Raw genomic sequence first — 21682 nt, forward strand, 5'->3', positions numbered from 1 at the left:
TCGCGTGGGCGCGGTGCCCTGCTGGGAAGGCGCGCTTCCCTGCTGGGAAGGCGCGGTGCCGCGCTGAGTGGCGGCGGCATCTTTCGCCGCACCCTGGCTTCCGGCGGTGGCCTGGTTGTCGGCGGCCGGGCCCTGTCCGACGGGTCCGCCCTGCTGCGCGGCAGAACCTTGCGGTCGCGAACCCGCGCCCTGCTGCGCGCCCGCCGCGCCCGCGGCTGCGGCGGCTGCCGGGCGACCCGAACCGACCGTGCTCGGGTCCTGCGGTGCAGCGCCCGGTGCCGTGGCGTTGCCTCGACCACCGGAGGCTGCCTGAGAAGCTGCGGCGCTTTGTCGTCCGGCGGATGAGCCCGGACCGCCGGGCCCACCCTGCGGTGTTGCGGCGGCGCCCTGACTCTGCGGTGCGGCGGACCCGCCCTGTGTGGCGGCAGCGCCCTGAGCACCGGATGTCGCCTGCGAAGCGCCCGTGCCCTCCTGTGCGGCAGCTGCGCCACCAGGCCGACCTTGCGGTGTGACGGTCGCGCCTTGCGCCGGAGGGGTGCCCTGACCGCCGGACGTCGCCTGCGAAGCCGCCGGGACCTGTCGGCCGGTGGATACCCCCTGACCGCCTGGCCCACCGGCCTGTGCGGCCTCAGTACCTTGCGGCTGCGAAGCGGCGCTCGACTGAGCGGTAGGCGTCGCTCGATTCGCGCCAGCTGCGGCTGGACTCTGCTGACCGGCGGAACCGCCCTGCTGCGCGGAGCCGCCGGGCTGGCTCGCGGCTGTGCCCTGTGGTGCGGAGCTACTGGACTGGGTGGCGGCTGTGCCCTGCACGGTGCGACCAGGCTCGGCCGTCGGTGCGCTTTGCCGTGCGGTAAAAGTGCCCTGCTGGTTGGCCTCGCCGCGCTGAACAGCGGAGCCGCCCTGCGGTGCGGTGCCTTGCGGCTGCGAAGCCGCGCCCGACTGAGTGGCGAAGGCCTGTGAACCTTCGGCGGCAGCCGCCGATTGGGCGGCCGCGGTTCCGGCGTCGGTTCGAGCGGCGGCGTCGGCTCCGGTCGCGGTGGGAGCGCCCGATCGAGCGGCGTCGGGACCGGCTGCGGCGGCGTTGGAGGCCGCTGTCGCGGTCGCGCCTGGCTGAGTGGCGGCAGGGGTGACGGGTCGAGCAGCGCCGGGCTGCGCGGCGGAGGTTCTGGATGCGCCTTGCTGGGCGGCAGTCGTGGAACCAGGCGCGCCCGGCTGGGCGGCGGGTGCGTCTGGGCGGGCGCTCCCTGCTCCTGCGGAGCCCGATGCCGCGGGGCTCGCGCCGGTCGGTCGACCCGGCTCGGCGTCGGTCGAACTGCCGCGCGGGATTTCCGTGGTCGCGGCGTCGGATGCGCCGGCCTTGCTAGCGCCGGGGCGGTCGGCGGGCGCAGCAGCGGGGGCGGCAGAGCGCTGCCCAGAGCCCGTGTTCGGCTTGTCTTCGGATTCGCCCTGCTGCGGGGCGGCATTCGATCCTCCGGACTGGGCACCGGTGCCAGCGGTGGCGGGACGTGCCTGCGCGCCGGTGGTCCCGGTTCCAGCCGCCGCCGGTCCCGTTACGGTCGGTCGATCCCATTGGATTGCGCCCGAGCCGCCGCGCGGTATTTCCGTGGTCGCCGCATCGGGTGGGCTGGACGGCGCGGAAGCAGCGCCGGATCGGTCGGCGGGCGCCGCGGCGGACGTGCCCTGCGAGGTTCCGGACCGGTCGGCGGGCGCCGCGGCGGACGTGCCCTGCGAGGTTCCGGACCGGTCGGCGGGCGCGGTGGCGGAATCGGCGGAATCCTCGTCCTGATCCCAGGCCGCGCCGAACCCTCCTCCTGAGATGATCCGCGACTGGCTCGAGCCCGCGGCGGGCATCGGCTGGGTGGGGGTGGTGGCCTGCGGGTTCTCCGGCACGACGGGACGCTGGTCGCGCGGGTCCCGCGCTCCCGCCTGATCGGCGGAACCGGCGTCGCGCGCCGGGTTCTTCTCGTCGTTCGGGTCGGACACCTACTACCCCTCGCTCCTACGGATCTTTGAAGTCGACGGCCAGCCTAATAGGAGCGGCCGGGGGAAGTCCGTCAATAGCCCGTGGCCCCGGTGGCAGCAAACGCGGAGGCACCGCCCACTCGACGGCCCGCGGGCGCGACCGCGCTCCCGAAGTGCACAATGAACCGCATGACCTCGTTCGGTGATCTGCTCGGCCCGCAACCGGTACTGCTACCCGAAAACTCCGAGGCGGAGGACGCGCTGCTCGACAACGCCGATCCGGTGCAGGTCGCGGCCGCGCACCCGGCGGCGTCGATCGCCTGGGCCTACCTCGCCGAGGCCGCTCTCGAGCGCGGCGGAGCAGGGGAGGCGGACGCCGCGGTGAACCACGACATCGTCGCCGCATACGCCTTCGCCCGCACCGGATACCACCGCGGCCTCGATCTCCTGCGCCGCAACGGCTGGAAGGGTTTCGGCCCCGTGCCGTGGAGCCACGAACCCAACCGCGGCTTCCTGCGCAGCGTCGGCGCGCTGGCCAGGGCTGCCAAGGCGATCGGTGAGACCGAGGAATACGCGCGCTGCCTCGACCTGCTGGAGGACTGCGACCCGCGTGCGGCGGCCGAGCTCGGCCTCGACTGAGTCCTAGTTGATCGACCCGGAATCGCGTTTCGGCGTCGCCACGGCGGGCGGCGCCGAGCGCCTGCGCGGCGCGTGGGCGCGCCTGCGGCTCTCGGCTCTTCCGATCGTGCAGTGCGCGCTCGGCGCGGCGCTGGCCTGGTTCGTCGCGCACCGGATCGTCGGCCACCCGGTGCCGTTCTTCGCGCCGACCGCCGCTGTCGTCTCCATCGGCATCTCGTTCGGCGCCCGGCTCAAGCGCGCCATCGAGCTGGTGGTCGGCGTCGCGGTCGGCATCGGCATCGGCGACGTGTTCATCTCGAACGCGGGCACCGGCGCCTGGCAGATAGCGCTGGTGGTCGCGGTGGCCATGGCGCTGGCCGTTTTCCTCGACGGCGGTTCCATCATCACCATGCAGGCTGCCGGTTCGGCGGTGCTGGTCGCCACCCTGATGCCGCCTTCGGCGGGCGGCGGCTTCGCCCGCATGATCGACGCGCTGATCGGCGGGCTGGTCGGAGTTGTTGTCGTCGCGGCGATTCCGCTGCATCCGGTGCGCCGCGCCCGCGAGCACGCAGCGGAAATCCTTGCCGTGATGGGCAAATCGCTGACCCAGTGCGCCGACGGCCTGCTCGAGCAAGATCCGGAGAAGCTCCGCTCGGCGCTCGCGGCCGCGCGCGCGACCCAGTCGCAGATCGATTCGCTGCGCTCCAGCCTGGAGGGCGGCCGCGAGATCAGCCGAATCTCGCCGCTGTACTGGAACTCCCGGCCCCGATTGGAGCGCATTCGCGCCACCGCCGACCCGCTCGACAACGCCGTCCGCAATACCAGGGTGCTGCTGCGTCGTTCGCTCACCCTGGTGCGCGACGACGAGATCCTCGACCCGCGCCTGGTCGACGAGGTGGAGCGGCTCGCGCAGGCCGTCGAGGTGGTGCGCAGGATGATGCTGGCCGATCCCGGCGAACAGCCCGACCAGGCCGAGGCGACCAGGGTGCTGCGCACCGTCGCCAAGGGCGCGCAGCCGGAACTCGTAACGGGTGCGGGACTTTCGGCGCACGTGGTGTTCGCGCAGGTGCGTTCGATCGTCGTCGATCTCATGCAGGTGTGCGGCATGAAGCGGATTTCGGCGATCGCGCTTTTGCCGCCGACGGTCCCGAATCCGTATGTGCGGCCGCAGGATTGACCGCACTACTCAGCGGTTTTCGGTCACTCGCAGGGCCCGCGCCATATTCGGCCCCGGCCGCGGCGTCGCCGAGCTGATCTTCGGGTAGTCGACTACTCGCGCTCGGCCGCGCCCCGCTCCCTAATCTCGTTTCGTGACCGCGATGACGAGGGGTGTTGCGGTCGAACACTTCGCACGACGATGCGGCGACGCACCGGCCATAGCGGTTGTGGTGGCCGTGCGGGTAGCGGCGCGGCGACGTCGGGCGGAGCAGGTCGCCCGGCCCCGATGCGGGCCGGGCGGCCGATTCTCGGAGCCGGAAACGCACGGCTTCTCACAGCCAGAAACGCACGGCGCCAGCGCCTCTGGCGATCCACGACGACTCGACGCCGAACACATCGCAGATGGCGTAGATCGCGTCGAAGAACGGCTCGTTGACCGCGGGGGTCAGGATGAGCGCGAACAGCAGCAGCATGCCGAGCGGCTTGAGCTGATCCAGGGAGCGCCGGGTCTGATAACTCAGCGAGGGCTCGAGAATCCCGTACCCGTCCAGACCGGGAATCGGCAGCATGTTCAGCACCGCCGCGGTCACCTGCAGGAAGCCGAGAAACGCCAGCCCGTACCAGAAAGCGGCGTGCGAGGTCTGGCTGCCGAACACCTCCACCGCGATGAGCAGCGCCACCGCGAACGCCGCGTTCATCGCGGGGCCCGCTCCGCTGATCAGCCGCTGCATCCGCGCGCTGACGCTGTGGGTGTGCACGTACACCGCGCCGCCGGGCAGACCGAATCCGCCGAGCGCGATGAACACCACGGGCAGCACGATCGACAGCAGCGGATGGGAGTACTTCAACGGATTCAGCGTGAGATACCCGCGCAGCTCGACCTCGTGATCGCCTGCGCGCCAAGCCATGTACGCGTGCGCGAACTCGTGCAGGCACAGCGTCACGATCCAGCCGGCCACCACGAGCACGAATACGCCGACATCCGCCCGAGTGGAGCCGTAGTCGGATGCCCAGGCCAGCACACCGCCCGCGATGGCGATCGCGACGACGAGCAGGAACACCGGACTCGGACGAACCGCGCCGAGACCCGTTCGGCGTTGCGGGAAGGAGTAGTTCATCGCACCAGTAGCCAGGATTCGTGATGTCGGTAGAAGGTCGAACGCGGCACAGGGCGGTCGGTGAGAATGCCGTCACGGGTGACCACCGCGCCAGGGGTACCGAGCTGCGCGGCCCGGCCCGCGATCCAGCGGCGTTTGCGCAGACCCTTCCGCACGGTCGCCCGGACGCCGGGCAGGTCAAGGGTGGGGGAGACGTGCATCGCGGTGACTTTGCCGGAGAACAACGGTGTGTCGTCCACGTAAGCCTCGCCCTCCAGCTTCGCGCCCCCCGGACCGGTGATGGTCGCCCGGCCGATCAGCACCTTGCCGGTGTCGTCGCGGACCAGCGGAGTCTCGACCGCCTTGCCCTCGATAGCTCGCTTGGCCGCGGCGTTGCCGGTGCCGGTCTGGTAGACCCGCGAGCCATAGGTCTTGTCGATCGGCACGTAACCGATCTCGACGTGCAGCCGTTCGGTCCGCATCAAATGGGTCAGTACCGCGGCCAGCGCGGCGTCTTCGCCGAGCACGATCAGGCGTGGGAGGCTGTCGGCGGCGAGCACCGGGAGGAGTTCGTCGATCACCGAGGTGTCCGGGATTGCGGCCGTCTGACTTGTCGGCAGTGCGGCGAGGGCGATCGGGACCGGCGCGCCATCGCAGCGGAGAACATGGGTACTCAAACTGCCGTACACCCTCCTTGAATCCTGCCGGCACACCCCGCCGACTCCCTCGCACCTATCAGGCGGCACGCTGCCCCGGTCCGCCCGCAGCAACCATAGCCGTGTTCAACCGGTTACGCCCGGGCCGAGTCGGCATTGTGACCGGCGTGGGGTGCCTTCCCGCCGAGGTGCCCTAGGCCATTCGGTAAACTGTGCTTCCGGCCACCGCCTCAGTACGGCAGGTAGCTGCAACACAAGGGTGTTGCGCGTCGAACCGTAGGAGACACGACCATGCCGGCAATCGTCCTCATCGGCGCCCAGTGGGGCGACGAGGGTAAGGGCAAAGCAACCGATCTGCTCGGCGGCAGGCTGCAATGGGTCGTCCGATACCAGGGCGGCAACAACGCCGGTCACACCGTAGTGCTGCCGAACGGCGACAAGTTCGCGCTGCACCTCATCCCGTCCGGCATCCTCACCCCGGGTGTGCGCAACGTCATCGGCAACGGTGTCGTCGTCGACCCCGGCGTGCTGCTCGCCGAGCTCGCCGGGCTGGAGGATCGTGGCGTCGACACATCGGGCCTGCTGCTTTCGGCCGACGCGCACCTGATCATGCCGTACCACGTGGCCATCGATAAGGTCACCGAACGCTTCCTCGGCAACAAGAAGATCGGCACCACCGGTCGCGGTATCGGCCCCTGCTACCAGGACAAGGTGGCCCGCGTCGGCGTGCGGGTCGCGGACGTGCTCGACGAGAAGATTCTCACCCAGAAGGTCGAGGCCGCCCTGGAGTTCAAGAACCAGGTGCTGGTGAAGATCTACAACCGCCGCGCGCTCGACCCGCAGCAGGTGGTGGACGAAGTGCTCTCGATGGCGGACAGCTTCAAGCACCGCATCGCCGACACGAGGCTGCAGCTCAATCAGGCCCTCGAGCGTGGAGAAACCGTGCTACTCGAGGGTTCTCAGGGCACCCTGCTCGACGTCGACCACGGCACGTACCCCTACGTCACCTCGTCCAACCCGACCTCGGGCGGCGCGGCTGTCGGTTCGGGCATCGGACCGAACAAGATCGACACGGTGCTCGGCATCCTCAAGTGCTACACCACCCGCGTCGGCTCGGGTCCTTTCCCGACCGAACTTTTCGACCAGCACGGCGAATTCCTCGCCAAGCAGGGCGGCGAGGTCGGCGTCACCACCGGCCGTGCGCGCCGGTGCGGCTGGTTCGACGCGGTGATCGCCCGCTACGCCACCCGCGTCAACGGCATCACCGACTACTTCCTCACCAAGCTGGACGTGCTGTCCAGCCTGGACCGGGTGCCGATCTGCGTCGCGTACGAGATCGACGGTCAGCGCGTCGAGCAGATGCCGACCACGCAGACCGAGTTCCACCACGCCAAGCCGATTTACGAGGAAATGCCGGGCTGGTGGGAGGATATTTCCGGAGCCAGGACCTTCGAGGATCTGCCCGCCAACGCGCAGGCGTACGTGACGCGGCTCGAGGAGCTCTCCGGTGCGCGGATCTCCTGCATCGGCGTCGGTCCCGGCCGCGACCAGACGATCGTCCGGCACGACGTCCTCGGCTGAACCACAGCGTTTTCCGCTCACGACGCGCTGAGAGCGGTTGCCATTCGCAGTTCCCTTCGATCATGAACTGCGAAGAACTACAGTTAGATCATGGCTCGGAACTGGCCGATGATCGAGCGCGAGACCGAGTTCGAGGCGATTCGGTCCGCGCTCACCGGTTCGGCGTACGTGGGTGCGGTCCTGACCGGTGATGCCGGGGTGGGCAAGACGACTCTGGCCAGACAGGCGACCGCCGCGGTCGGCGGGAATATCCGGTGGGTAGCGGGCACGGAGTCGGCCCGCAGTATTCCGCTGGGCGTGTTCGCGCACATGGTCGGCGTCTATACGGCACACGACCCGGTCACCTTCATGTCCGCCGCGCGGGAGGCGCTGCTGGCCGACGGGCACACCATCATCGGCGTCGACGACGCGCATCTTCTGGACCAATTGTCCGCAACCTTGCTGCTGCAGTTGGCCATCGATAAAGCCGCCCATATCGTCGCCACCGTGCGCAGCGGTGTGCAGGTCCCCGACGCGGTGACCTCGCTGTGGAAGGACGGGCACCTGCTGCGCGTCGACCTCAACCCGTTCACCCAGTCGCAGAGCGTCGACCTGGTGGAGTCGATGCTCGGCGGTCAGCTGGAGGGCTTCACCGCCAATCTGATGTGGGAGTCCTCCGGCGGAAACGCCCTGTTTCTGCGGCATTTGGTGGAGGGCGCGCTGGAGGCGGGCACCCTGCGCCAGGTCAACGGCGTCTGGCAGCTGCGTGGCCGCGCCGCGGTGACTTCGGAATTGGCTGCGCTGCTCGAGGACCGGGTCGAGCAGCTGCCCGAGCAGGTGCTTCGGGTGCTCGAGCTGCTCACCTTCTGCGAACCGATCGACCTCGACGTGCTCGCCGAATTGGCGGGCGAGGACGCGGTGGAGGCCGCCGAAAGCCGCGGTGTGATCCGGGTTGTGGAGAACGCCCACCAGCTCATCGTGCGCTACAACCATCCGCTGTTCGGCGAGGTGATCCGGCGCAGGCTCGGCATCGCGTCGGCGCGGCGGCTGCGCGGCAGGCTGTACTCCTCGCTCAAGGAGCGCCGCATCAATTCCGCCGCCGACCGCATCCGGTTGGCCGAATTGGCATTGGACAGTGACAAATCCGCCGATCTCGAGCTCTTCGAGGCGGCCGCCGCCGACGCCATCGGACTGGCCAACCTGCCGCTCGGCGAACGGTTCGCCAGGGCCGCGGTGGAGCGGCGCGGCGGTGTGGAGTCGGCCGACCTGCTGGCAAGGGCGCTGCTCTGGCAGGGGCACCGGATCGAGGCCGAACGCACGCTGGCGAGCTTCGACGCCGACAAACTCAACGAGGTGCAGCTGGCCCGCTGGGGCAGCACCCGGGTGTCGAACCTGTTATGGGCCATGGGCGATGCCGATCGCGCCGACGATGTGCTCGCCCAGGTCAGGGCGCGGGTGCGGCATCCGAAGATCATCGCGACGCTGGCCGGGCTCGCCTCGGCGTGCGCGGTGAACGAGAACCGCATCGACGACGCGTTCTCCGAGGCCGAGTCGGTGATGACCGCCAAAGACGCTCCGCACTGGGCGGTCTGGTGGGCGTCCTTCGGCGGCGGCCTGGCCTTGGCGCTGATGGGCAAGGCCGAGGAGGCCAGGCAGTACGCCGCCCGTGGGCACGAGGTGGAGCGCGAGATCGACGGGCTCAACCGGTTCATGTCCACGCACGCCGAGGTGCTCGCGCTGATCTACAGCGGCGAGTTCGAGGCGGCGAGGCGTTGCGCCACACCGTATTTCGGTTACACCGCGCCCGGACAGTATCTGGCGTGGGGCATGTCGAAGATTTTGCAGGGCACCGTCGACGTGGCGCAGGGACGCTTCATCGACGGCATCGAGCACCTGGAGCAGGCGCTGGCCGCGCTGACCACCGAGGGCGCGGCGGCGTGGCTGTTCCCGGCGAGAATCCGTCTGGCGGAAGCGTATTCGGCATTGGGCCGGGCGCAGGACGCCGCCGAATCGGTGGCCGAGGCGGTGCGGCGCGGCGGCAGGCACAGCGCCGTCTACGAGCCGCAGCTGGAGATCGCCAAGGCCTGCGTGGCCGGTGCGGAGGGCACCGTCACCCCGGCGGTCCGCCTGGCGATCGGCGCGGCCGACGCAGCCGCGCGTTCGCATCAGCACGCGATCGAGGCGATGGCGCTGCATACCGCCGCTCGGTTCGGCGACCACTCTGTGGCGGGCAGGCTCGCGGACCTGGCGTCCCGGGTCGATGGCAGGCTCGTCCAGGTTCAAGCCAAACACGCGGTCGCGCTGGCCGCCCACGACGGTCCCGGACTGGACTCCGCCGCAATGGAATTCGAGGCGATCGGCGCGGTGCTCTCGGCCGCCGACTCCGCCGCGCAGGCCGCGTCGGCGCATGAGCGCGCGGGTGATCGTCGCCGCCTGCTCGAATCCGCCGCCGCCGCAAACCGTCTCGCCGCGGCCTGCGGCGGCGCCGCGACACCCGCCCTGCGCAAGGCCGCCCAGCCGCTGCCTCTCACCGCCCGCGAACGCGAGATCGCGAACCTGGTCGCGGCGGGTCTGTCCAACCGGCAGATCGCCGACCGGCTCACCGTCTCGGTCCGCACCGTCGAGGGGCATCTGTATCGGGCGTGCATCAAGATGGACGTCACCGATCGCGAGTCGCTGGGGGCGTTGATGCGCGGGGAATCGTCCTCCTAGCGCTGAGCGGCGGCCCCGCGCGGCTGCGTTCGCCGTGCTGCCCGGATGACGCCGAGGTGGTTCCTGGCGTTCCTGCCGCTTACGTCATCTGAAGCCGAGACCAGAGTGGATTCAGGGGTCGGGCAAGTTCTGGGCTACCCGGCTGTCGAATCGAGTGACCCGAGCCGAGGAGGTACGGTCACTTCTGAGCGATCGAGGAGGTTGACGGGCATGCTGCGATGGGTAGTGGCGATGGGTGCGGCGGCGGTCGCGCTCACGGCGCTGTCCGGGTGCGCCCAGTCGGGAACGCCCGTGCCGTCGTCCTCGGTGGTGAAGACCGCGCCTGCGCTCAATCCCGAGCAGGAGCGCAACCGGCGCATCCACGAGCGACTGCTCGAACTCGGCTGTGACACGAACAGCTGCATCCAGACCTATTTCGCCTGCATGGACGGCTATCTCACCGGCGAGGCGTGCGAGTTCTACCGCCAGCACCCACCTGAGCAGTGAACGAGAAAGCCCCGGAACCCTGCTTCGACAGGGCCCGGGGCTTTGCCGATCGGCGCTCAGGCGGGCTGCAACCGGCGGGACGAGGTGACGGGTTCCGCGACCTGCTCGATACGCAGCCCGGCCGCGAACACGGCGACCCAACCCCAGGCGAGGAACGAGGCGACCGCGAAGGTGATGCTGGTGAGCGCCGGGATCGACACCGGAAGCACGACGTAGACCACCGCGATCACGATGCTCAGCACGGCAGCTCCGGTGCGCCGCTCGCTACGGAACCGCCGAGCCAGGATCACGATGGCCGCGACCAGCGACAGACCGGCGACGGCCGCGCACACCCCGTGCAGCGTGCCATGCCAGGTCATCACCTCGGCCGCGCCCACCGGGTAGCCCCGGTACGGGTCGCAGACGAACAGCCCTGCGCCGATCATCCCGGCGGCGAACACCCCGACCAGGCGCGGCGCCCACACCCGGCCGATCCCGATCGTGAGGCCCCGGCGCAGGCCGATCGCGACCAGCGCGAACAGCGCGCCCGTCACCAGGAAGTTCGCGATCTGGATCCAGCCGAGCGAGCCGATCGCCAGCTGGCTGATCATGTGCTCGCGCAGGTCGAATCCGTCCTTGGTGAACGCTTGGGCCAGCGCAACGACGAAGAACATCGGGGTGGCGAGAATGCCTGCGGCCAAGAGCTTTTCGGTCTTCATGGGTACTCCTCGGCGGGGTCGTCGTCGGCCGTTCCCGGCCGTCACGGGTGTAGACGGCGTCCCACCCGAGAACTAATCGGCCTGCCCGAGAGCGGATCCCCCCACGCATCGTCGCTGCCCTGAAGGATTCAGCGCCCCGCTCCGGTGAGGAATTCACCCGCCGCGGGGGCGAGGATCTCGATCTTCGGGTCGTGGCCGAGTTTGGCCAGTTCGCGGTGTTCCGCGGCGGGCAGCGCCGCGGCGATGGCCTTGGCTCCGTTCTTCACCAGCGCGGCGCTGTCGGCGCCCGCGACGACCAGCGTCGGCACCGTGACGCCCGACCAGTCGACCGCGCGCAACCGCTCACCGCGCACGTATTGGCGCATCACGGCCCAGTCGTGCGCGGTCGACGGCGCGACCGCCCTCAGTTTCTTCCAGAACGGCGTCACCCGCATGGCCGTCACCATCGTCCACGGCACGCCCATGGCCTTGGTCATGTAGTACCGCACCGTCTTGTCGCTCTTGCCACCTGCGATCGATTCGTGCAGCCGGACGTCCAGGTCCGCGGGCGGGACGTGCCCGGAGCGATCCACCACGAACGGCGGTTCGAACGCCACGACCTTCGTGATGCCGGGCACCCGCCCCGATGCCGCCGCGCGCAGCGCGAGCACCGCCCCCGATGACCAGCCGAACAGCGCCGCCGACCCGCCCGCCGCCTGGACCAGCGCGGCGATGTCATCGATCTCGTTGTACACGTCGTACACGCCGGGGGTGTCCCCGCTGTCGCCGCGACCCCGGCGGTCGTAGTTGATCACGGTGAGTCCGTACCCCTCGGCCAGCGCCTCGGACAGCCGCACCATCTTCGGGAACGTCCGATACCCGAACGCCCCGCCGATCAGGATCACCGAGCCCGCCGTCCCGTCGCCGACGCGGTCGAACGCGATCGTCGTCCCGTCCGCGGAAGTGACTGTCTCCATGCCTGCGCTCCTTTTCGCTCGGTCGTCGGACGGCGCGAACTCAGTCGCACCCGCAACGCTATCCGCAGCGGGTGGGTACGACACCGCCGGACTCCGTCGGCGCAGGGCTCCCGTCAGAACAGCGTCGGCTCCCCGAACCCCGGCGTGCGTTCGATCTCCAGCAGTCGTTCCTTGGTGGAGATCCCGCCCGGGGCGGAGAACCCGTGCAGCGCGTTGTCCGCGGCGAGCACCCGATGGCACGGGATGATGAGCGGAATCGGGTTGCGCCCCAACGCTTGACCAACCGCCTGCGCGCCGCCCGGCGCGCCGACGCGGTTCGCGACCTGGCCGTAGCTGAGCGTGTGGCCGGGGTCGATGGCGCGAGTCACCGCGTAGACGGCGCGGTGGAACTCCGGGAGTGCGCTGGTGTCCAGCGGGATCCAGCGCAGGTCGTCCAGTTCGCCGGCGAGGTGGGCGCGGATGCCGGTGATGGCCTCGGCGATCACCGGGGTCGGTGCGCCCTCGGGCACCTCGGCGCCCGCGCGCCGCCGGGTGATGCGGGCGCGGGTCGCTTCCCGGTCCGCCTCGGGCAGTTGGAACCGGAACACGGCGTCGCCGCTCCATGCGATCGCGCAGACGCCGATCGCGGTGTCGAACAGTGCCGCGACGGCGGGGCGAGTGGACTCACTCATACCGTCAGTGTGCACCCTGGCACCGACAAAACCCGCGGGCGGGAATATCAGGCCAGTTTTTCAGAACTGGCCTTGACCATGCTCCGGCTCGCGCCGTGGCTTCGCCGCAGCGCGGCGGCCAGCGGAGCCCGCGACGGCGAAAACTCCGGCTCCGGCTCGTCGCCGCGGCCGCGCATCGCCGCGAGATCCGAGTATTGCCGCAGGTCATCGTACTGCGAGGGTCGGTCGTCGGTGAGCGAACCGAACGGACGGAACCGCTCGAGCTCGAACAGGTCCTTGGTGCGATTGGGCGCGTAGTGGTAGATCGCGTAGCAGAATGCGGTGGCGACGAGAAAGGTGAGCAGGGCGGTCATACCGAACACGTTCCGCCAACTGGCCTTGCCAATAAATATCCAATCCCTCAATACTGGACCGTATGGCGACACGAGTGATCGGCGCGGCAAGCCTGGCGCGCGACTTGGGCAGCTGGCGCAGCGCCGGTGACGACGACCCGGCGCGCCGCGCGGCCCGCCCTGCCTACCTGGCTCTCGCGGAGGGCATCCGGCTGCTCATCCACGACGGCCGCGCGCCGCTCGGCGTCGCCCTGCCCAGTGAACGCGACCTCGCGGGCACGCTCGGCGTCAGCCGGACCACCATCACCTCCACTTACGCGCTGCTGCGCGAGCACGGCTATCTGATCAGCCGCCAGGGCTCGCGCAGCACCGTGGCATTGCCGCCCGCCGTGCCGCACGACGGCACCAAGCCGGCGCGCAGCATCCTGGCGCTGATGGCGCAGCCCGAGCTGACCACCATCGACATGACCTATGCCGCGATGGCCGCGCCGCGCGAGATGCAGGACGCGTATTCTGACGCGCTGCAAGGTCTTCCGGCTTACCTCGGCACGCACGGCATGGATCCGGTCGGCGTGCTCGCGCTGCGCGAGGCGGTGGCCCGCCGCTACACCGAGCGCGGTCTGCCCACCGAGCCGGAACAGATCCTCGTCACGCTCGGCGCCCAGCACGGCCTGCGCCTGCTGCTCAACGTGCTCACCGCACCGGCCGCCCGGGTCTTGATCGAGCACCCGACCTATCCGAACGCCATCGAGGCCATCCGCGATGTCGGCGCGCGGCCCGTCCCGGTGCCGCTGCTGCCGGAGAGCCCGCACTCGGGCTGGGATCTGGACGGAATCCGCAGCGCCGCAAGGCAAACCGCGGCCACCTTGGCCTACCTGGTGCCGGACTTCAACAATCCGACCGGGATGCTGCTCGACGCCGAAGGGCGCGCGGAACTGGCCACCATCGCCCGCGAGACCCGCATGACGGTCGTCGTCGACGAGTCGATGGTCGACCTGGGGCTGGACGTGGACACCCTGCCGCCGCCGGTCGCCGCGTTCGCGAAGGGCGCCGAGATCATCACCATCGGTTCGGCATCCAAGTCGTTCTGGGGTGGTCTGCGGGTCGGCTGGATCCGCACCAACCAGGCGCTCATCACCAAACTGCTCGGGATTCGTTCCACCGTCGACCTCGGCACGCCGGTGATGGATCAGCTCGCCACGGTGCACCTGCTGGAGCACGCCGACACCATTCTCGACCGCCGCCGCGATCAATTGCGTAGTCAGCGAGCCGCTTTGCGCGCCGCGCTGGCCGAAGAACTCCCGGAGTGGCGGATCAGCTCTGGAGTGGGCGGGATGTCGGTCTGGGCTCAGCTGCCCGCCCCGGTGTCCACCGCGCTCGCCGCCACCGCGCCGAATCACGGCGTATTGCTCGCCGCCGGACCGCGATTCGGTGTCCAGGGCGCTTTCGAGCGGTTCCTTCGTCTGCCGTTCACGCACCAGGAGGGCGATCTGCGGCTGGCGGTGAAGGCAGTCGCTTCGGCCTATGAGGCGCTCACTCCGCGCGCCGCCGATCCGCTGAATCCGCTTACCTGCTACTGATTTCCGCGGGCCGGATAGCGCCCGCTCCCGACGCCCGAAGAACGAACGCCCCGCCGCCGTTCGGCCGCGGGGCGTTCGCACCGGAAATATCAGTCCGCCCAGACGGATTCGATCGGCGTCGCCTCGGTCGGCGGCGGGGTCGGAATGGCGGCCGGAGTGCGCGAGAAGCGCGGCGCGGGCGCGTGCTGCACCACGCCGTCGATGTCGACCAGGCCGTTGCGGGCCGCGATGTGCGCGTTCTCGGTGGCCTCGGTCAGCGTCAGCACCGGGGTGGTGCAGGCGTCGGTGCCCTCGAAGATCGCGGCCCACTCGTCGCGGGTCTTGGTCTTGAACTTCTCCGCGAACAGCTTCTTCAGCTGGTCCTGGCCGTTCGGGTCGATCTGCATCGGGAGGCCTTCCGGATCGATCTCCAGACCCTTCAGCAGTTCGGCGTAGAACTGCGGCTCGATCGCGCCGACGGCCATGTATTTGCCGTCGGAGGTCTCGTAGGTGTCGTAGAAGGCCATACCGGTGTCGAGCAGGTTGGTGCCGCGCTCGTCGGACCACAGGCCGACTCCGCGCATGCCCCAGATCATGTGCGAAAGGGCAAGCGCGCCATCGATCATCGCCGCGTCGATCACCTGTCCCTTGCCGGAGCTCTGCCGTTCCACCAGCGCGGCGAGGATGCCGAAGACCAGGAACATCGAGCCGCCGCCGAAGTCGCCGACCATGTTGAGCGGCGGCACCGGCCGCTCGCCCTTGCGGCCGATCGCGTTGAGCACGCCGGTCAGCGAGATGTAGTTGATGTCGTGGCCCGCACGGTCGGCCAGCGGGCCGTCCTGACCCCAGCCGGTCATCCGGCCGTAGACCAGCCGCGGATTGCGCGCCAGCGCCTCGTCGGGGCCGAGGCCCATGCGTTCGGTGACGCCGGGACGGAAGCCCTCGATGAGCACGTCGGCCTTCTCGATCAGCCCGAGCACCTTCTCGATGTCGGCCGGATCTTTCAGGTTCGCCTCGACGATGGTCCGGCCGCGCCACTGCGGACGCTCCATGAACCCGGGCAGCAGATTCGGCCGCTGCACCCGCACCACGTCGGCGCCGAGATCGGCTAGCAACAGCGCGGCGTGCGGACCGGGGCCGATACCGGCCAGCTCGACAACTTTGATGCCCGCGAGCGGGCCATGCTCGGTGGCGGTGGATGGTGTGGTCACGCCCTACCTCGGTTCGTCGTTGATCCCTGCGCACCGCCCGGCGGTGCGGTCCCCCGGGCAGCGCCCGCGGATGTATTGACAGTATGACAATAACGCCGCCACTCTCTATCGGAACCATCCGTCGTGCACCGGACGGCCCGGTAGGTGAAGATTCCAGCAGCGTGCGATGCGCGGAAGCGGGAGGAACCGGCAGTGAGCGAGCGATCCAAGCGGCATGTTGGAGCCGAGTGTCAGCAAAGCGCGGGCGTCAGCGAGCGTAGGGAGCGGATCGTGCGTCAACATGTCACGCGCATGCCGAGGCTGATTGTCGGAAAGGTGCGGGTGTGAGCGAGTTTCGTGAGCGGACCGTGTGCCGGCGCGCCGTTCGCATGCTGGACTGTCGGCAAGGTGCGGGTGTGAGCGAGCGTGGGGAGCGAATCGTGCGTCGGTGCGTCACGGGCGTGCTCGAGCTGACTGTTGGCGAGGTGCGGGCATGAGCGAGCTTCGTCAGCCGACCGTGTGCCGGCGCGTCACGTGCGATTTGGAGCAGATTGTCGGAGAGGTGCGGGCATGAGCGGGGGAGGCGAGGTCGTCATCGGCCTCCTGATCCTGGTCGGCCTGGTCGGCATCATCGTGCCGATTCTTCCCGGGGTGATTCTGGTCTTCGGCGCCATCCTGGCCTGGGCGATCATGACCGGCGGGGCCAGCGCGTGGGCCGTCTTCGCGATCAGCACGGTCTTCCTGGTCGTCTCCGGGATCGTCAAATACACCTGGCCGGGCCGCAAGATGAAGGACGCGGGCGTCTCCAATCGCGCCCTGTTCCTCGGTGCGGTGCTCGGCGTCGTCGGCTTCTTCGTCATCCCGATCGTCGGTCTCTTCGTCGGCTTCGTCCTCGGCGTCTACCTCTCCGAACTGCAACGCCTCGGCCACAACCAACCCGCCTGGCAGGCAACCAAACACGCCCTCAAAGGCGTAGGCCTCTCCATGCTCATCGAGCTCCTCGGCGCCCTCCTCGCCACCGCCACCTGGCTCGTCGGCCTCACCCTCACGTAAGCGCGTCCTTCGCAGACCTTTCGCACGCTTCGCAGGGGCCGCAACCTCTGCGAAGCGTGTGAAAGCTCTGCGAGGACCCACCCGGGACGGTCGAGGCGGGAGTTGTGCACAGGGTGGTGGTTGTGCACAGTTAGTGTGGGGCTGGGGCTTCGGGCCTGCGGTATGCGGGACGATTCGGTATATGGACATGCCGGTGCCGATGGAGAGAAGACGGGCGATCGCCGCGGGATTCACCGATCGGGAACTGCACGGCACCCGCTGGCGGCGCGTGCGACGAGGCGCGTACCTGGATACCGAGCGGGCGGCCGAGTTGTCGCTGGAGGAGAGGCATCTGGTGCTCGCCCGTGCGGTGTGTCTCGCATCCAATCCGCACGCTGTGGTCAGTCATATCTCGGCTGCGCTGGCCCACGGCTTCGCGCACTGGGGCGTGACGACGAACCGTGTGCATCTGACCCGAGATCGCGCGTCGGGCGCTCGGACGGCGCGGCAGGTCGTCTTGCATGCCGCCCGTCTCGAGCCCGACGAGGTCGTGCGGTGCGGCCGACTGATGGTGACCAGCCCGGCGAGAACAGTGGTCGACCTCGCTCGCACGATCCCGCTCGAGCACTCGGTCGTGATCGGCGACAGCGCATTACGGCTCGGCGCAGTCACTCGTGCGGAGCTGCTCGGACAGCTCGCCCGCTCGAAATGCCGACCTGGCAATTCCGCAGCGCGTCGCGCGGTCGCCTTCATGGATGGCCGCGCTGAAAGTGTGGGCGAGTCCAGGAGCCGGATCGCCATGCGGGCGGCCGGTTTGCCGAGCCCCGAATTGCAGGCGCGGATCACCACCCCCGAAGGAGCGTGTATCGCGCGAGTCGACTTCCTGTTTCCCGAACTCGGTGTCATCGGCGAATTCGACGGTCTGATGAAATACCGCGCCGCACACCGCGGCCCGCGCACCGCCGAAGACGTGGTCATCGCTGAAAAAACCCGCGAAGACGCGCTCCGCGCCCTCGGCTGGCTCGTGGTCCGCTGGACTTGGTCCGAACTCGACACGCCCGCCCCCTGGCTGACTCGCTTGTCGCGCGCCAGTACCGCTCCCCGCATCGGAAGCTGGTACCCCGCAGACCTTCCACACGCTTCGCAGGCGTAACAACCCCTGCGAAGCGTGTGGAGCCTCTGCGAGGACCTAGCTCAGCGCGTGGTCGAGGTCGGCGAGGAGGTCTTCGACGTCCTCGAGGCCGACGGAGATGCGGACGACTCCGTCGGAGAGGCCGATGGTGGCGCGGCCGTCCGGGCCCATGGCGCGGTGGGTGGTGGTGGCCGGGTGGGTGATGAGGGTCTTGGCGTCGCCGAGGTTGTTGGAGATGTCGATGACGCGCAACCGGTTCAGCACCTCGAAGGCGCGCTTCTTGCCCTCGTCGGCGGGCGCGTTGAGCTCGAAGGTGACCACCGTGCCACCGCCGGACATCTGGCCGCGTGCCAGGTCGTACTGCGGATGCGATTCCAGGAAGGGATATTTCACCCAGCTGACCGATTGGTTGGACTCCAGGAAGCGCGCGATCCGCAGCGCCGACTCGGTGCTGTGCCGCACCCGCAGCGGCATCGTCTCCAGACCCTTGAGCAGGGTCCACGCGTTGAACGGGCTGAGCGCGGGGCCGGTGTGGCGCATGAGCGTCTTCACCGGTCCGTCGATGTACTCCTGCGAGCCGAGGATCGCGCCGCCGAGGACACGGCCCTGGCCGTCGATGTGCTTGGTGCCCGAGTACACGACCACGTCGGCGCCGAGCTCGAAGCCCTTTTGCAGCAGCGGAGTGGCGAAGACGTTGTCCAGCACCACTTTCGCGCCCGCGGCGTGCGCGAGCTCGGTGACCCGGCGCACGTCGACCAGGGTCTGCATGGGGTTGGCCGGCGTCTCGAAGAACACCGCGGTGGTCGGCACCGACAGCGCCTGCTCCCACTGGTCGAGGTCTTCACCGTCGACGAAGACGGTCTCGACGCCCCAGCGCGGCAGGATCTCGTTGCACACCACGAAGCAGGAGCCGAACAGGCTGCGCGCGGCCACCAGCCGGTCGCCCGCGCCGAGCAGCGCGCCGAGCGCGGTGAACACCGCCGACATGCCGCTGGCCGTCGCGAATGCCGCCTCGGCGCCGTCGATCAGGCGGATCCGCTCCTCGAACATGGCGACGGTGGGGTTGCCGTAGCGGGAGTAGACGAAGTGCTCCACCTCGCCGGTGAACGCAGCCTCGGCCGCCTCCGCGCTCTCGTAGACGAAACCGGAGGTGAGGTAAAGCGCCTCGGCGGTCTCCTCGAAACCGGAGCGGCGCAGGCCGCCGCGGACGCCGAGGGTGGCGGGGCCGACGCCTTCTGGCAGCGGCTTGTCGAACGCGCCGCCGGTGATCACGACTGCCGCCAGGGCAGGCCGGTGGCGCGCCAGCCGGTCGCGCCACGATGTCCGGACGCGTCGAGCGAGCCCTCGAAGCCCTCGATGACGTTGTAGGACGGTCCGATGCCGAGCTGAGTGGCGACGGTGGCCGCGTGCGCCGAACGCTGGCCGGAGCGACACAAGAAGACGACGGGCGCCTCCGGGTCGCGGCCCTCCAGTGCCTTGCTCAGCTGCTCGGTGAACTCCGGGTTGCGCGCGCCGGTGCCGTCCACCCACTCGATAAGCACGGTGGGCCGCTCGATCGAACTGGTATCCGGCACTCCGACGAAGCGCCACTCCGCTTCGGTGCGCACGTCCACCAGGACGGCGGCGGGATTGTCGCGCAACACATCCCACGCCTGCTGCGGGGTGATGTCACCGGCATAACTCATCTGGAACCTCCTGTGAATCCGCACTTGCCGCACCAGGTTCGGTGCGCGGCCAGGTCGTCACCCGGAGCACCCCACCGCGGAGGAGGGTTGCCGACCAGCCAGCCGGGGCTTGGCGCTGGTTCTCATGACCTAGTGACTGAGATTGCCTGCACCGAGGTCACCGTGTCAAACATTGCAGACGAGCCATTTGCCGTCGGTCCTGGTGAGGTTCCAGGTCGCGGTGTGCTCCGTGCCGTCGACCCTCGTGGTCACCGTGGCCTTGGCCCGATCGCCGTTCAGGCTCTGGTCGGTGACGGCGACGAGTTCGATTGTCTTGCCGACGCCTTCCTGTCCGGCCAACGGCGACTTGGCCGGGTCGAAATCGGGGCAGCCGGTCCCGGGCGGCGGCACCATGTCGGTGTTGTTCGCGCCCTCGACGAAATTGCCGACCGCGCCCGCGATCTTCTCGGCCTCTGTGACATTTTTCTCAGCGGGCGAGAGCACTCCGCCGAGCCCGATGGCCACCAGCACGACGACGGCGAACACGGCCGCGGCCAGGAACGGCGCGATGGAACGCTTGTCGGTCTGATCGAGGACGATCGGTTCGCCTTCGTCGGGGGACTGCTGCTCGGTCATGGATCGATCATCCCTGGTCGGCGCGGGTATCCGACGCTCGGCCCCGGCATCGGCCGCGCGGCCCTCGTATCGGCCCGAACGACGCGGCTATGGTGGAGAAGGGGGCGAACCGGTACGACGCTCGCGCGGATGGGCGGTTGGCCGGTTCACCGCACCGGCGCAGGTGACCACGAGCAGCACCGATAGAATCGCGAGATCGAGAACAGCTGCTGTAGCCGATATGGCAGTGCACCGTCGTAGCGACCTGGGGACCGTGGAGCCACGAGCCAGCATCACCAGCGCTCGCGGCGCCGGGTGCAAACAAGCGGTCCGTCAACTTAGCCTAAGCTAAGGCGGACGCCATTGAACGTTTCGACCAATAAGGGTGCGCGTAAGAGATGACCGAACAGAGTGCAGCGACCCGCCCGCTCCGCATTGCGATCGTGGGCGCCGGACCGGCCGGGATCTACGCCGCCGACGCGTTGATGAAGTCCGATGCCGAGGTGAGTATCGACCTGTACGAGCGGATGCCCGCTCCGTTCGGGCTGATCCGCTACGGCGTCGCGCCGGATCATCCGCGGATCAAGGGCATCATCACCGCCCTGCACAAGGTGCTCGACAAGGAGCAGGTGCGGCTGCTCGGCAATATCGATTACGGCACCGACATCACCCTGGACGACCTGCGTCGTTTCTACGATGCGGTGATCTTCTCCACCGGCGCCAACGCCGACCGCGCGCTGCCGATCCCCGGTATCGATCTGGACGGCTCCTACGGTGCGGCGGACTTCGTGTCCTGGTACGACGGGCACCCGGATGTGGCGCGCTCGTGGCCGTTGGACGCGGAGAAGGTCGCGGTGCTCGGTGTGGGCAACGTGGCGCTGGACGTGGCGCGGGTGCTGGCCAAGACCGGTGACGAGCTGCTGCCGACGGAGATCCCGCCGAACGTCTACAACGGGCTCAAGGCCAACAAGGCCGTCGAGGTGCACGTGTTCGGTCGTCGTGGTCCCGCGCAGGCCAAGTTCACCCCGCTGGAGCTGCGCGAGCTCGATCACTCGCCGACCATCGAGGTCATCGTCGATCCCGAGGACATCGACTACGACGAGGGTTCGGAGGCCGCGCGCCGGCATTCCAAGCAGGTCGACATGGTCGCCAACACCCTCGAGCAGTGGGCCATCCGCGATCACGGTGACCGCCCGCACAAGCTGTTCCTGCACTTCTTCGAGTCCCCGGCCGAGGTGCTCGGTGACGAGAACGGCAAGGTCGTCGGTCTGCGCACCGAGCGCACCCAGCTCGACGGCACCGGCAACGTCAAGGGCACCGGGGTGTTCAAGGACTGGGATGTGCAGGCGATCTACCGCGCCGTGGGTTACCTGTCGCAGAACATCAACCAGCTGCCGTTCGACGACCAGGCGGGCACCGTGCCCAACGAGGCGGGCCGCGTCATCGCCGACGAGAACGCCGACGGCCCGGCGCGCTACCTGCCCGCCACCTACGTCACCGGCTGGATCAAGCGCGGCCCGGTCGGCCTGATCGGCCACACCAAGGGCGACGCCAACGAGACCATCGCCTGCCTGCTCGACGACG

The 21682-nt window shown here is 69.3% G+C and carries 20 protein-coding genes and 1 riboswitch; of the genes, 9 read left to right on the forward strand and 11 right to left on the reverse strand.

Annotation, left to right across the window (positions count from 1 at the left end; genetic code table 11):
* Positions 1–1983 (reverse strand): hypothetical protein (locus tag NX1_RS37490; protein ID WP_218024185.1); only part of this gene is annotated, 1983 nt, incomplete at its 3' end.
* 168 nt (positions 1984–2151) lie between these two features.
* Here NX1_RS37490 and NX1_RS25870 point away from each other — a divergent pair.
* Both NX1_RS25870 and NX1_RS25875 read left to right on the forward strand, forming a co-directional pair.
* On the forward strand, positions 2152–2601 hold the full coding sequence (locus NX1_RS25870) for a DUF3151 domain-containing protein (protein WP_068064353.1): 450 nt from the start codon (positions 2152–2154) through the stop codon (positions 2599–2601).
* Positions 2602–2608: 7 nt separating this feature from the next.
* Entirely contained in the window at positions 2609–3757 is a 1149-nt protein-coding gene (locus NX1_RS25875; RefSeq protein WP_174555521.1) for an FUSC family protein, read from the forward strand.
* 313 nt (positions 3758–4070) lie between these two features.
* Here NX1_RS25875 and NX1_RS25880 read toward each other — a convergent pair whose 3' ends face one another.
* The gene (locus NX1_RS25880) at positions 4071–4856 is read right to left on the reverse strand and encodes a site-2 protease family protein (RefSeq protein WP_068064354.1); all 786 of its coding nucleotides are present in this window, start codon (positions 4854–4856) and stop codon (positions 4071–4073) included.
* Complete coding sequence (locus tag NX1_RS25885; protein WP_245668687.1) at positions 4853–5512, reverse strand: hypothetical protein; 660 nt, start codon at positions 5510–5512, stop codon at positions 4853–4855. The genes NX1_RS25880 and NX1_RS25885 overlap by 4 nt, the downstream gene beginning before the upstream one ends.
* Positions 5513–5782: 270 nt before the next feature.
* Here NX1_RS25885 and NX1_RS25890 point away from each other — a divergent pair, with 270 nt between their 5' ends.
* The 3 genes from NX1_RS25890 (at position 5783) to NX1_RS25900 (ending at position 10249) form a co-directional block, all read left to right on the forward strand.
* A complete protein-coding gene (locus NX1_RS25890) occupies positions 5783–7072 on the forward strand; it encodes an adenylosuccinate synthase (protein ID WP_068064356.1) in 1290 nt (429 codons plus the stop codon).
* Positions 7073–7162: 90 nt separating this feature from the next.
* A complete protein-coding gene (locus tag NX1_RS25895; RefSeq protein ID WP_068064357.1) occupies positions 7163–9763 on the forward strand; it encodes a helix-turn-helix transcriptional regulator in 2601 nt (866 codons plus the stop codon).
* A 210-nt stretch (positions 9764–9973) separates the two neighbouring features.
* Complete coding sequence (locus NX1_RS25900) at positions 9974–10249, forward strand: hypothetical protein (protein WP_068064358.1); 276 nt, start codon at positions 9974–9976, stop codon at positions 10247–10249.
* Positions 10250–10305: 56 nt separating this feature from the next.
* Here the strand turns inward: NX1_RS25900 and NX1_RS25905 are convergent, their stop codons facing one another.
* The 4 genes from NX1_RS25905 to NX1_RS25920 all read right to left on the reverse strand — a co-directional run bounded on the left by NX1_RS25905 (position 10306) and on the right by NX1_RS25920 (position 12927).
* Positions 10306–10947, reverse strand: coding sequence for a DUF998 domain-containing protein (locus tag NX1_RS25905; protein WP_068064360.1), 642 nt, complete (start codon positions 10945–10947; stop codon positions 10306–10308).
* 128 nt (positions 10948–11075) lie between these two features.
* A complete protein-coding gene (locus NX1_RS25910) occupies positions 11076–11903 on the reverse strand; it encodes an alpha/beta hydrolase (protein ID WP_068064361.1) in 828 nt (275 codons plus the stop codon).
* A gap of 113 nt (positions 11904–12016) precedes the next feature.
* Positions 12017–12574: a methylated-DNA--[protein]-cysteine S-methyltransferase gene (locus tag NX1_RS25915; RefSeq protein WP_068064362.1), complete on the reverse strand. Its 558-nt coding sequence runs from the start codon at positions 12572–12574 to the stop codon at positions 12017–12019.
* 47 nt (positions 12575–12621) lie between these two features.
* The gene (locus NX1_RS25920) at positions 12622–12927 is read right to left on the reverse strand and encodes a hypothetical protein (protein ID WP_068064364.1); all 306 of its coding nucleotides are present in this window, start codon (positions 12925–12927) and stop codon (positions 12622–12624) included.
* A gap of 62 nt (positions 12928–12989) precedes the next feature.
* Here NX1_RS25920 and yczR point away from each other — a divergent pair, with 62 nt between their 5' ends.
* A complete protein-coding gene (yczR, locus tag NX1_RS25925) occupies positions 12990–14486 on the forward strand; it encodes a MocR-like transcription factor YczR (protein WP_068064366.1) in 1497 nt (498 codons plus the stop codon).
* A gap of 89 nt (positions 14487–14575) precedes the next feature.
* Here yczR and NX1_RS25930 read toward each other — a convergent pair whose 3' ends face one another.
* Positions 14576–15676 carry a CaiB/BaiF CoA transferase family protein gene (locus NX1_RS25930; protein WP_068064367.1) on the reverse strand — a complete coding sequence of 367 codons (1101 nt, stop codon included), beginning with the start codon at positions 15674–15676 and terminating at the stop codon, positions 14576–14578.
* 549 nt (positions 15677–16225) lie between these two features.
* Between NX1_RS25930 and NX1_RS25935 the strand changes: the two genes are divergently transcribed.
* The gene (locus NX1_RS25935; RefSeq protein WP_068064368.1) at positions 16226–16708 is read left to right on the forward strand and encodes a DUF456 domain-containing protein; all 483 of its coding nucleotides are present in this window, start codon (positions 16226–16228) and stop codon (positions 16706–16708) included.
* Between the two features lie 181 nt (positions 16709–16889).
* Positions 16890–17840 (forward strand): PDDEXK family nuclease, encoded by a 951-nt coding sequence (locus NX1_RS25940; protein ID WP_068064370.1) that lies wholly within the window; start codon positions 16890–16892, stop codon positions 17838–17840.
* Between the two features lie 36 nt (positions 17841–17876).
* Here NX1_RS25940 and NX1_RS25945 read toward each other — a convergent pair whose 3' ends face one another.
* The 3 genes from NX1_RS25945 to NX1_RS25955 form a co-directional block, all read right to left on the reverse strand.
* A complete protein-coding gene (locus NX1_RS25945) occupies positions 17877–19091 on the reverse strand; it encodes an O-succinylhomoserine sulfhydrylase (RefSeq protein WP_068064371.1) in 1215 nt (404 codons plus the stop codon).
* Positions 19088–19504, reverse strand: a complete 417-nt coding sequence (locus NX1_RS25950; protein WP_068064373.1) for a rhodanese-like domain-containing protein — start codon at positions 19502–19504, stop codon at positions 19088–19090. Before NX1_RS25950 ends, NX1_RS25945 begins: the two co-directional genes overlap by 4 nt.
* A 15-nt stretch (positions 19505–19519) precedes the next feature.
* A riboswitch (SAM riboswitch) is annotated at positions 19520–19634 on the reverse strand.
* Positions 19635–19669: 35 nt separating this feature from the next.
* A complete protein-coding gene (locus tag NX1_RS25955) occupies positions 19670–20119 on the reverse strand; it encodes an Rv0361 family membrane protein (RefSeq protein ID WP_068064375.1) in 450 nt (149 codons plus the stop codon).
* A 377-nt stretch (positions 20120–20496) separates the two neighbouring features.
* Between NX1_RS25955 and NX1_RS25960 the strand changes: the two genes are divergently transcribed.
* Positions 20497–21682, forward strand: a 1186-nt coding sequence (locus NX1_RS25960) for an FAD-dependent oxidoreductase (protein WP_068064377.1), incomplete at its 3' end; no start/stop codon positions are given.

This window comes from Nocardia xishanensis NBRC 101358 (genome assembly GCF_001613365.1).
GTDB classification, from domain to species: domain Bacteria; phylum Actinomycetota; class Actinomycetes; order Mycobacteriales; family Mycobacteriaceae; genus Nocardia; species Nocardia xishanensis.